The following is a 12,053-nucleotide window of genomic DNA, read 5'->3' on the forward strand; positions in this document are numbered from 1 at the left end:
AGGGCTCCCTGACCGTGCTGCACGTCGCCGGGCCGGACTTCGGCCGCGGCCGCGAACCCGACACGCTGCGAAGGAAGATCTGGAGCGATCTGGTCGAGCTCAAGGACGCCGGCGCCCCCACCCCCGATCTCCTCGTGGTCAGCGGCGACCTGACGGCGTCCGGCAGTCCGCGCGAGTGCGACCAGGCCCTCAGCTTCCTCACGGGCCTGCGCTCCCAGCTGGACCTCCCGCCGCAGCGGGTCGTGGCCGTGCCCGGCCCGCAGGACGTCAGCCAGGCCGCCTGCCTGGGCTACTTCCACACCTGCGAGGCCGACGAGGTCGCGCCGCAGCCCCCGTACTGGCCCAAGTGGCGCCATTACACGAGGCTGTTCCGCGACCTCTACCAGGGCATGGACACGGTCTTCGAGAGCGACCAGCCCTGGACCCTCTTCCCCGTGCCCGAACTGCACACCGTCGTCGCCGGGTTCAACTCCTCCATCGCCTTCAGCCACCGCCCCGACGACAAGTACGGGTATCTGGGCCGCGACCAGGCGACCTGGTTCGCCGAGGCGCTGCGCACGTACGAGGACGAGGGCTGGCTGAGGATCGGGGTGCTCCGGCATCCGCTCGTCCAGAGCCGTCCCCGGCCGGGCGAGGCCTCCGGCGGGCCCGGTCCGCTGCGGGACGCCGACGACTTCGCCCGGCTCACGGCGCGCCGCCTGCACTTCGTGCTGCACGGCCCCAGCGGCGGCCCCCGCACGACGTCCGCGGACCCCGTCCATTCCCGACTGCCCTTCTCCGCGGGCGAGTTGCCCCTCTTCGGCTCCGCGGCGCCCGGACGGTGCGAGCTGCTCCGCGTCACCGCCGAAGGCGTCACGCGCTGGACGGACGAGGGCGGCGCCGAGCCCGCCGACTTCCCGGCCGACTGGCGCCGGGCGCACCGCATCTTCGCCGCACCGGACGAACCGGCCGCCCCCGCCGAGGAGTCGGAGCCGGAGGACAACCGGACCGTCGAGGAGCCCGCCGACTCGCTCGCCGAACGCGTCAGGGAGGTGTGCCGGGCCCGCCGCGAAGGCGTGCGCCTGCGGGACGTCCCCCGCTCCGAAAGCGCGGACATGACGCAGATCATCGCCACGTGGCACGAGGAGGGAGTGGTACGGCAGCAGCGCATCGCCGTGCACCCCGGCACCCCAACCGACGACGAACTCGACCGCTTCATCGAGCAGGCGCACGCCACGGACGCCGGCTCCGAGGCCGAGGTGGTCCACGAAGGGCCCGCGCCGGAGCGGTCGTTGCGGGAGCGCGCGGGACGCCGCGGCATCCGGGTGCGCAGCTTCCTCGAGTTCCAGGGGCTGCTGGACCTGCGTGCGTACGTCACCGCCCAGACCGCCAGGCTCGCCGCCGACGAGCGCTACGCCCCCGGGCTCTACCTCGCCCAGCGCTACCGGGACACCGAGCGTCCCGACAGCGAGGAACGCGACGGCCTCGTCGAGAACATGCTCCAGAGCCTGGAGGCCGACCACGGCAGGTTCATGCTGCTGCTCGGAGACTTCGGGCACGGAAAGACCTTCGCCCTGCGGGAGTTGGCGCGCCGCATCCCCGAACGGCTGCCGCATCTGACGCCGTTGCTCATCCCTTTGAACACGCTCGACCGTGCGCACAGCCTCGAAGGACTGGTCGCCGCCCATCTCGCGGGCAACGGCGTCGACACCATCGACCTGCGCGCCCTGCGCTACATGCTCGGGCAGGGCCGGGTCGTCCTGCTCTTCGACGGCTTCGACGAACTGGTCAACCGCGTCAGCTACGACCGTGCGGCCGACCATCTCCAGGTGCTGCTCGACGCGTCCGTGGACAACGCCAAGATCGTCGTCAGCAGCCGCACCCAGCACTTCAAGTCGCAGGCCCAGATCCTCACCGCGCTCGGCGAGCGGGTCGGCATGCTGCCCCAGCGGCGCATACTGTCCATCGAGGGCTTCGTCCCGGACCAGATCCACGCCTACCTCGTCAACCGCTACGGCGGCGAGGAGGTTGCAGAGCAGCGCTTCCGGCTGCTGCAGAACATCCCGGACCTGCTGGCGCTGTGCGGCAATCCCCGGCTGCTCAGCTTCGTCGCCGACCTCGACCCGGACCAGCTGCGCGCCGTCGCCGGTGCGGGCCGTGCGCTGAGCCCCGCCGGGCTGTACGAGGACGTCTTCACCGCCTGGCTCTTCTTCGAGGAGCGCCGCGGCCAGGGCGGACCGGGCGCAGCGCCGGGGCTGAGCGCGGACCACCTCTGGGCAGCGGTGACGGCGCTGGCCCAGCGTCTGTGGGAGAGCGGCAGAAGCGCGCTGCGTCTGGACGAGCTGACGGAGACCGTGGCCGGAACGCTGAGCGGTCTCGCGGACGGCAGCACGCTCTCCACTCCCGAGAGCGCGCAGGCCGTGGGTGCCGGCAGCCTGCTGGTGCGTAGCGAGGACGGGCTCTTCCAGTTCATCCACGGCTCGGTCGTCGAATGGCTCGTGGCACGCGAGGCTGCGGCCCAACTGGCCCGGGGCGAGAGCACGTTGCTCTCCGCACGTCCCCTCAGTCAGCTCGCGGTCGAGTTCTTCTGCGACCTCGCGGAGCACGAGCTGTGCACCGCGTGGGTCCAGGACGTGCTCAACTCCCCCGGCCCCGGCACGAGTGAGGCGGCCCGCGCCAACGCGGTCCGGGTGATCGACCGGCTGCGTGTGCCCGCCGACGCCGACCTGCGCGGGGCCCGCCTCAGCGGCGAGGACCTCTCCGCGCGCGACTTCTCCGGTGTGGACCTCACCGGCGCCGACCTGACCGACACCCGGCTGCTGGGCACCAACCTCTCCGGCGCGGTGCTCCGCGACGCCAGGCTCGTCGGCGCGCGGCTCGACCAGGCCGACCTCAGCGGCGCCGACCTCAGGGGCGCCGACCTGCGCAGGGCGGGGCTCACCAGGACCGACCTGCGCGGCGCCCTGCTCACCGGGAGCCAGTGGAACCGGGCCGCCCTCATCGACACGGTCACCGACCCGGAGGTGCGCTCCGCCCCCGAGCTGCGTACGGCCGCCGTCGCGCCCGGCATGCCGGTCGAGGCAGGTCTCCGTCCGGCGGCCGTAGGCGTCCCGTACGGCTTCGACATGCGTACGAGCCGGCTGCCCGAGCCGATCTCCTACAGCCCCGAGGGCGAACTCCTCGCCGTGGGCAGCGAGGACGGCGGCGTGCTGGTGTGCGCCGCGGACAGCGGACGTGCGCTGCGTACCCTGCACGGGCACGAAGGACGCGTCTACGCGGTCAAGTTCCGTGCGGACGTCCTCGCGACGGGCGGGGCCGACGGCTGCGTCCGGCTGTGGGACCCCGTCTCCGGCAGCTGCCTGCACAAGCTGGACGTCCACCCGGGCGGGGTCTGGCCGGTCTCCCTCGACCTGGCCGGGCGGCTGCTGGCCACGGGTGACGCCGAGGGTCTGGTCACTCTCTGGGACGTGGCCGCCGGAGAGCCCCTGCACCGGCTCACCGGACACACCGCGCCCGTCTACACCGCCGTCTTCTCCCCCGACGGCCGCATCCTCGTGACCGGCGACGCGGGCGCCGAGCTGCGGATCTGGGACACCCGGACAGGGCTGTGCACCGGCACGCTCGGAGGGCACCGCGGGGCGGTCTACCGTGCGAGGTTCAGCCCCGACGGCACCCTTCTGGCCACCGGCGACCGGGGGGAGGGCGGACACGGGACGGTGCGGGTGTGGAACCTGGCCGACGCACGGCTGCTGCACGAGTTCGACGGCCACACGGGTCCCGTCTACACCCTCGACTTCCACCCCGAGGGCAACCTGCTCGTCAGCGGAGACACCGACGGCCAGGTGCGGCTGTGGGACCCCGTCGTCGGAGCTCCCGCCGGGGCACTGGAGCGCTGCACGGGCGGCGTGTACCAGGTGCTCTTCGGCGACGAGGGACGGCTGCTGACCGCCTGCGACAGCGACGGCACCGTCCGGCTGTGGCGCGTGGCATCCGGCAGGGGCCGGTACTCGGTGACGCTCATGCCCCAACAGCCGGTCGAGCACCGCGGCTCCGCGTGGGGCTGTGCGTTCCGTCCGCAGGACAGCCAGCTCCTCACCGTCGGCAACGACGGCGGCGCGCAGATCTGGGACGCGGAGAGAGGGCAGGGCAAGCGGATCCTGCGCGGCCACGGCCGCCGGATCAACACGCTCGCCTTCAGCGCGGACAACACCCGCCTGGCCACCAGCGGCAACGACGGCGTCGTACGGATGTGGGACGCGCGCACGGGCCGGCGCACCGTCGAACTCTCAGGACGCGGCGACCGGTTGGTCTCCGCCGTCTTCAGTCCCGCCGGGCCGGTCCTCGGTACGGCCAGCAACGACGGCGACGTCTACCTGTGGAACGCCGCGAACGGCGAGTACCTGCGGGAGATCGACGTCGAGACCGACCACACCTGGGCCGAGGCCTTCAGCGCGGACGGCGACCTCCTCGCCACCGCCAACGACGACGACTCGGTGCGGCTGTGGTGGCGCAGCACGGGCGCCCACGTCTCCACCCTGACCCAGCACCGCGGCCGGGTGCGCTCCATTGCCTTCCGCGCCGACGGCGGACTGCTCGCGACCGGCTGCGACGACAGCCGAGTACGGCTGTGGGACCCGGCCACCAGCGAGCTCGTCGCGGAACTCGAAGGCCACACCGACCGGGTGTACTCCGTCACCTTCGGCGCCGCGAACGGCGTCGTCCTCAGCGCCTCCTGGGACGGCACCGCCCGGATCTGGCAGGACGGCGAGGCGCGCCACGTGCTGCGCGGGCACCGCGGCAGGCTGTGGGCCGCCGCGTCCCACCCGTCCCGTCCGCTGCTGGCGACCGCCGGCGACGACCGGACCGTGTGCCTGTGGGACACGGAGACCGGCGTGCTGACCTCAAGGCTGATCAGCCACACCGGCCGCGTGCTGGCCCTCGCCTTCAGCCCGGACGGCTCGCTGCTGGCCAGCGGTGGCGAGGACGGAACCGTCCGGCTGTGGAACCTCCCCGCCGCGCCCGGTGCCGAGGGCGCGGCGGAGCCGGCAGAGCCCGGGCTGCGCGGCACACTCATCGGCGTGACGGGCGGCTGGGCGGCCCTGACACCGGGCGGCGGTTACAAGTACGAGGGCGACGTGGCGGGCGAGTTCTGGCACGTCGTGGGCATGACGCGGTTCGCGCCGGGGGAACTCGACGACTATCTCCCCGGCGTCCACCGCCTCTCCCTCGACGCGGAGCTGTGACGCCGGCTGCCTACTGCGGGGTGGACTTGGCCACCCCGCGCGGCGGGCTCACGACGCTCAGCCCCATGTAGACCAGCAGTGAAGCCGCCATGCCGATCGCCCAGCCGTAGTCGGCCAGCGGCTGGAGGAAGGGAATCAGGCCGTCGGCCGGGAAGGGGCCCTTGCCCTTGGCGGAGTAGGAGCCGCCCACGGCGAGCAGCCCGCCGACGGTGAAGGCTGCCAGCGCCCGCAGGTTCCAGCCGCCGCTGTACCAGTACACGCCGTCCTCGCGGTAGAGGTCGGCGAGCAGCAAGCGGGTGCGGCGCAGCACCCAGTAGTCGGCGATGAGGATGCCGGCGACGGTGCCGAGCAGGCCTCCGACGGTGCCGAGCCAGGTGTAGATGTACAGCTCGGGCGTCTCGGTCAGCTTCCACGGCATGATGATCACGCCGACGACACCCGTGATCAGCGCGCCCGTACGGAAGTTGATGAACCGCGGAGCGAGGTTCGCCAGGTCGTAGGCGGGTGAGACGACGTTCGCCGCGATGTTCACCGAGATCGTCGCGACCAGCACCGTCACGAGGGCGAACAGCAGGCCGAAGACGTTGTCGGTCTTCGCGGCGAGCTTGACCGGGTCCCAGATGGTCGTCCCGTACACCGCCTGGGAGCCGGAGGTGACGAAGACCGACAGCAGCGCGAAGAGGGTCATGGTCGTCGGCAGACCCAGGGACTGCCCCCAGACCTGGGCGCGCTGGCCGGCTCCGAAGCGGGTGAAGTCGGGAATGTTCAGCGACAGCGTGGACCAGAACGCGATCATTCCCATGAGCGCGGGGAAGAAGACCGGCCAGAACTCGGCGCCCCAGCCGAGCTCCGAGGGCTGGTCGAGCAGCGGGCCGAGACCGCCCGCCTTGACGGCCATCCAGGCCAGCAGCACCAGCGCGCCGACGATGACGAACGGCGCCGCCCAGTTCTCGAACCGGCGCAGCGCCTCCATCCCCCGGTAGATGATGGCGAGTTCGAGCGCCCAGAAGAGGACGAAGCAGACCCACAGCGTCCACGGCTGCCCGCCGATCTGCGAGGCCTTCGTCCAGTCGCCGAAGATCTTGCCGAGCAGGATGAAGATGCCCTGGCCGCCGATCCACGTCTGGATGCCGAACCAGCAGCAGGCCACCGCCGCCCTGATCATCGCCGGGAGGTTGGCTCCCCGCACCCCGAAGGAGGCGCGCGCGAACACCGGGAAGGGGATGCCGTACTTGGGCCCGGCGTGCCCGGTGAGCAGCATCGGCATCAGCACGATCACGTTGGCCAGCGCGATGGTGAAGACGGCCTGCTTCCAGTCCATCCCGAGGGCGACGAGCCCCGAAGCGAGCAGCCACGACGGGATGTTGTGCGCCATGCCGACCCACACGGCGGCGAAGTTGTAGGTCGTCCAGTGCCGTTCGGCCATCGGCACGGGATGGAGGTCGGCGTTCGCGAAGCGACTGCCCTCGGGTATGGCGCCGTCGGTCAGCTCCACGCGGCCGTCGGCATGCGTGAACTGGCCGGCGGCCCCTGGGCCCGGACCGCTCTGCGGTCCCTCGTCGGTGGTCGGAGCGGTCCCGGTCATGGCACACACACCTCTTCGGCTAGGGCGGTTCGTTCGGACGGTTCTGTGTCGGTGAGCGGCCGACGGATGCGGCCGGCGGCGCCTCCCGGACGGAGGGGCGCCGCCGGCCCGCGGTGATCCGGACCGAACGGGCCCGGAACACGGTCAGTCGGCCAGCGCCGGGATGACGTCTCTTCCGTAGGCGTCGATGGTGGCTTCCGTCGCGTCGTGCATGGCGTACACGGCGAACTGGTCGACGCCCAACTCCCGCAGCACGCGCAGCTTCTCGACATGCGCCTCGGCGGGACCGAGCAGGCAGAAGCGGTCGACGACCTCGTCGGGAACGAACGCGGTGTCGGGGTTCCCGGCCCGGCCGTGGTGCGCGTAGTCGTAGCCCTTACGGGCCTTGATGTAGTCGGTGAGCGCGGTGGGGACCATGTCGGACTCCGCTCCGTAGCGCTCCACGAGATCGGCGACGTGGTTGCCCACCATGCCGCCGAACCAGCGGCACTGCTCGCGGGCGTGCTGGATGTCGTCGCCGACGTAGGCGGGGGCGGCCACGCAGATGGTCACCTCGTCAGGGTCCCGGCCGGCCTGGGCTGCGGCGACCCGCACGGCCTTGACCATCGACTCCGTCAGATACGGGTCGGCGAGCTGGAGGATGAAGCCGTCCGCCTCCCGGCCCGCCATCGCCAGAGCCTTGGGCCCGTAGGCCCCCATCCACACCGGCAGCTTCCCGTCCTTCACCCACGGCAGCCGCAGGGACGTGCCGTCGATGACGGCCTCCCGCCCCTCCGCCAGGTCACGGATGACGGACATCGCCTCACTCAGCCGTGCGAGGGTGTTCGGCTTGCGGCCGGCCACCCTCATCGCGGAGTCGCCGCGGCCGATGCCGCAGACGGTGCGGTTGCCGTACATCTCGTTCAGGGTCGCGAAGGTGGAGGCGGTGACCTCCCAGGACCGGGTGCCGGGGTTGGTGACCATGGGGCCGACGATCAGCCGCTCGGTGTGCTCCAGCACGCGGCTGTGGATGACGTACGGCTCCTGCCACAGCACCGCCGAGTCGAAGGTCCAGCCGTAGTTGAACCCGTTGCGCTCGGCGCGGCGCATGAGGCCCACGGTTCTCGAGCCGGGAGGGTCCGTCTGCAGTACGAGTCCGAAGTCCATGCCAAGTCCTTTCAGGTGCCTGTTGCCCTGTCAGCCGTGCGCGTCAGTCCAGGAGTTGGCACAGGCCGCGGGGGGTGTACTGGCCGTGCCCCGCGCGGCCGGCGTAGGTGCGGCGGTCGATGACGGTCTCGCCGCGGGAGAGCACCGTCTCGACCTGTCCGGTCAGCTGCTTGCCCTCGTAGGCCGAGTAGTCGACGTTCATGTGGTGGGTCTCCACCGAGAGCGTCTGCTCCGCCTGCGGGTCGTAGATGACGACGTCGGCGTCCGAACCGGGCTGCAGGTTCCCCTTCTTGGGGTAGAGCCCGAACATGCGGGCAGGCGTCGCGCAGGCGATCTCGATCCAGCGGCGGCGCGAGATGTGGCCGTCGACGACGGCCTGGTGGAGCAGGTCCATCCGGTGCTCGACGCCTGGCATGCCGTTGGGGATCTTGGAGAAGTCGCCCCGGCCGAGCTCCTTCTGGCCCACGAAGCAGAACGGGCAGTGGTCGGTGGAGACCACCTGCAGGTCGTTCGTACGCAGCCCACGCCACAGGGCAGCCTGGTGCTCACGCGGACGCAGCGGCGTGGAGCAGACGTACTTGGCGCCGCCGAAGTCCGGCTCGGCCAGGTTGTCGGTGGAGAGGAAGAGATACTGCGGGCAGGTCTCCCCGAAGACGGGCAGGCCCTTGTCCCGCGCGGACGCCAGCTCGGCGACGGCCTCCTCGGCCGAGACGTGCACGACGTACAGCGGCGAACCCGCCACCCGCGCCAGCTGGATGGCGCGGTGCGTGGCCTCCGCCTCCAGCAGCGCCTTGCGCACCTCGCCGTGGTACCTGGGGTCGGTACGGCCCTCGGCCAGGGCCTGCTCGACGAGCACGTCGATGGCGATCCCGTTCTCGGCGTGCATCATCACCAGCCCGCCGTTGGCGGCGGTGCGCTGCATGGCACGCAGGATCTGACCGTCGTCGCTGTAGAAGACGCCGGGGTAGGCCATGAACAGCTTGAAGGAGGTGATGCCCTCCTCCACCAGCATGTCCATCTCCTTGAGCGTGCCCTGGTTCACGTCGGAGAGGATCATGTGGAAGGCGTAGTCGATGGCGCACTTCGAGTCAGCCTTGGCGTGCCAGCGGTCCAGCCCCTCGCGCAGGGCGTGCCCCTTCGTCTGAACGGCGAAGTCGACGATGGTCGTCGTACCGCCCCAGGCGGCGGCCCTGGTGCCCGACTCGAAGTCGTCGGAGGAGAAGGTGCCGCCGAAGGGGAAGTCCATGTGGGTGTGCGCGTCGACGCCGCCCGGGATCACGTACTTGCCGGTGGCGTCGATGGTCCGCTCGGCGCTCCAGCCCTCTGCGACGGTGCTGCCGGTGGCGGCGACCGCGGCGATGCGGCCGTCCTCGATGAGGAGGTCCGCGTGTGTCTCGTCGGCTGCGGTGATCACGAGACCGCCGCGAACGACCGTACGGGTGTGCGTCATTGAGTGCTTTCCCCTCCGAGCTCGGTGTTGGCCGTACGCAGGGCGTGCTCCAGGATCGCGGCGCCCTCTTCCGCCTCCGCGACGGTCAGGCTCAGCGGCGGTGCGATGCGCAGCACGCTGCTGGTCGAGTGGCCGCCGCCCTTCCCGATGAGCAGGCCCCTCTCGCGTGCGGCCTCCAGCACCAGCGAGGCAGCACGCGGCGAGGGCGTGTCGGTGTGCGGTTCGACGAGTTCGACGCCGGCCATCAGGCCGCGCCCGCGCACCTCCCGTACGATGCCGAGCCCCGCCGCGACGGCGCGCAGCCGCTCCAGCAGCAGGCCGCCCACGCGGCGGGCGTTGCCCTGCAGGTCGTGCTCCAGCAGGTAGTTGAGGTTGGCGTTGCCGGCGGCCATGGTGATGGGGCTGCCGCCGAAGGTGGAGATGGAGTTGGCCCCGAGGCAGTTCATGACCTCGGCGCGCGCGACGACGCCGCCGATCGACATGCCGTTGCCGATGCCCTTGGCGAAGGTGAGGATGTCGGGCGGACCCGCCTGTCCGTGCGCCTGCCAGCCCCAGAAGTTGTCGCCGGTACGGCCCCAGCCCGTCTGGACCTCGTCGCTGATCCACAGGATGCCGCGCTCCTGCAGCACCTGCCGGAAGGCGGCGAGAAGACCGTCTGGCGGCGAGGTGAACCCGCCGACGCCCTGGACCGGTTCGGCGATCAGGGCGGCGACGTCACCGCCGGTCTGGCCGAGCATGTCCTCCAGGTCGGCCGTGCAGGCCTCGATGAAGTCGGCGTCGTCCAGTTCGGCGTACGGGCCGCGGCTGCGGACACCGCCGTGCACGTACAGCGTCTGCAGCGGCGAGAGCGTGGTCGGGGACCAGGCGCGGTTGCCCGTGATGCCGACGGCGGAGAAGGAGCGGCCGTGGTAGCTGTTGCGCAGCGCCAGGATCTGGTTCGAGCGGCGGTGCGTGGTGGCGAGCAGCAACGCGGTGTCGTTCGCCTCGGTCCCGGAGGTGGTGAAGAAGACGCGGGCGTCGGGGATGCCGGAGAGCGCGGCGATCCGTTCTGCCAACTCCACCATGGGGCGGTCGAGATAGAGGCTGGAGGTGTGCAGGATGCGCTGGGCCTGCTCGCTGACCGCCTTGGTGACCTCCGGCAGCGCGTGCGCGGTCATGGTGGTGAGGATGCCGCCGAAGAAGTCGAGGTAGCGCTTGCCCTCCCCGTCCCAGACGTGCCGGCCCTCGCCGTGCGTGATCTCGATGGGCTCGTCGTAGTAGAGCGCGAGCCAGTCGGGCAGGACGGCGCGGTGGCGCTCGTGGAGGGTGCTGTGGATGGCGGGCCGGCCCGCGGTCTCGTCGGCGCTCATCAGGGCTGCACCAGTCCCTCGTAGGCGTCGGGGCGGCGGTCGCGGTAGAACGCCCACTGCTCGCGCACTTCGTCGATCATGCCGAAGTCCAGGTCGCGGACGAGGAGTTCCTCCTCCTTGTCGCTGGCGACGTCACCTACGAACTGGCCGCGCGGGTCGACGAAGTAGCTCGTGCCGTAGAAGTCGTTGTCGCCGTACTCCTCCTGGCCGACGCGGTTGATTGCCGCTACGAAGTACTCGTTGGCGACGGCGGCGGCGGGCTGCTCGAGCTGCCAGAGGTATGAGGACAGACCGCGGTGTGTGGCCGACGGGTTGTAGACCAGGTGGGCTCCGGCCAGGCCGAGAGCGCGCCAGCCCTCCGGGAAGTGGCGGTCGTAGCAGATGTAGACGCCGACCTTGCCGACGGCTGTGTCGAAGACGGGCCAGCCCAGGTTCCCCGGCTTGAAGTAGAACTTCTCCCAGAATCCCTTGACCTGGGGGATGTGGTGCTTGCGGTACTTGCCGAGGAAGGTGCCGTCGGCGTCGATGACGGCTGCGGTGTTGAAGTAGAAGCCCGACTGCTCCTTCTCGAAGACGGGCACGACGATCACCATGCCGGTCTCCCGCGCGAGCTCCTGCATGCGCTGCACCGTCGGCCCGTCCGGCACGGCCTCGGCCCACTTGTAGTGCTCGGCGTCCTGGACCTGGCAGAAGTACGGTGCGTTGAAGACCTCTTGGAAGCCGATCACGCGGGCGCCCTGCCGGGCGGCCTCACGTGCATACTGCTCATGCTTCTCGATCATCGAGTCGGTGTCGCCGGTCCATGTCGCCTGTACTAGGGCGGCGCGCACAACATCGGGCATGAGCAACTCCTTTGTCGGGAGGTCAGGGCTATGCGACACGCGTAGATCCACGTGAGAATGTGACCGTAGGTCGGGTCACGCACGGTGGCAAGGGCATCGACGTTACGTCGCCCGATCGATCTTGTTTCCGGGGGCCGATGCGGGTCCCCCGCCTGCGATGCACGGGATGTGGGGCCACCGCGCGTGACCAGCGGCGATGCGCCGGAGGCGGGTCACCGTCCTTCCGGCACCCCGGGAAGCCCGGCGCCTCGCAGTGCGTTGGCGACGCCGCGGTAGTGGTCCGCGGAGAGAGCGCCCGCCGCGTCCAGCAGAGCGCCGACGAGAACCGCGGGCTCGGCGTGGGCGACGCCGGCCGCCTCACCGGGCGTACGGGAGCGGATGAGTGCCGCCAGGAGCTCCGTCACCTCGGCCCGGCGGCCCGCCCTGTGCAACAGGACGGCGGCCTCCGCGATCTGCGGC

Annotated in this window: 6 protein-coding genes and 1 pseudogene; 1 reads left to right on the forward strand and 6 read right to left on the reverse strand. The window is 71.2% G+C overall.

The window, feature by feature from the left end; genetic code table 11:
• Window positions 1–14 precede the first annotated feature (14 nt).
• On the forward strand, window positions 15–5,222 hold the full coding sequence (locus tag H5J26_RS22455) for a pentapeptide repeat-containing protein (RefSeq protein ID WP_309238025.1): 5,208 nt from the start codon (window positions 15–17) through the stop codon (window positions 5,220–5,222).
• 10 nt (window positions 5,223–5,232) lie between these two features.
• On the opposite strand, the gene H5J26_RS22460 is transcribed toward H5J26_RS22455, so the two are convergent.
• From H5J26_RS22460 to H5J26_RS22485, 6 genes and pseudogenes are all read right to left on the reverse strand, one after another.
• On the reverse strand, window positions 5,233–6,807 hold the full coding sequence (locus tag H5J26_RS22460; protein ID WP_181767743.1) for an NCS1 family nucleobase:cation symporter-1: 1,575 nt from the start codon (window positions 6,805–6,807) through the stop codon (window positions 5,233–5,235).
• 144 nt (window positions 6,808–6,951) lie between these two features.
• Entirely contained in the window at window positions 6,952–7,953 is a 1,002-nt protein-coding gene (locus H5J26_RS22465; protein ID WP_181767744.1) for a TIGR03842 family LLM class F420-dependent oxidoreductase, read from the reverse strand.
• A 43-nt stretch (window positions 7,954–7,996) separates the two neighbouring features.
• Window positions 7,997–9,403, reverse strand: a complete 1,407-nt coding sequence (hydA, locus tag H5J26_RS22470) for a dihydropyrimidinase (protein WP_181767745.1) — start codon at window positions 9,401–9,403, stop codon at window positions 7,997–7,999.
• Window positions 9,400–10,752, reverse strand: coding sequence for an aspartate aminotransferase family protein (locus tag H5J26_RS22475; protein WP_181767746.1), 1,353 nt, complete (start codon window positions 10,750–10,752; stop codon window positions 9,400–9,402). The genes hydA and H5J26_RS22475 overlap by 4 nt, the downstream gene beginning before the upstream one ends.
• Window positions 10,752–11,594, reverse strand: coding sequence for a nitrilase-related carbon-nitrogen hydrolase (locus H5J26_RS22480; protein WP_181767747.1), 843 nt, complete (start codon window positions 11,592–11,594; stop codon window positions 10,752–10,754). Before H5J26_RS22480 ends, H5J26_RS22475 begins: the two co-directional genes overlap by 1 nt.
• A gap of 212 nt (window positions 11,595–11,806) precedes the next feature.
• A pseudogene (locus tag H5J26_RS22485) lies at window positions 11,807–12,053 on the reverse strand (hypothetical protein); the annotation flags it as partial.

This window comes from Streptomyces albidus (ex Kaewkla and Franco 2022) (assembly GCF_013870515.1).
Lineage (GTDB): Bacteria > Actinomycetota > Actinomycetes > Streptomycetales > Streptomycetaceae > Streptomyces > Streptomyces albidus.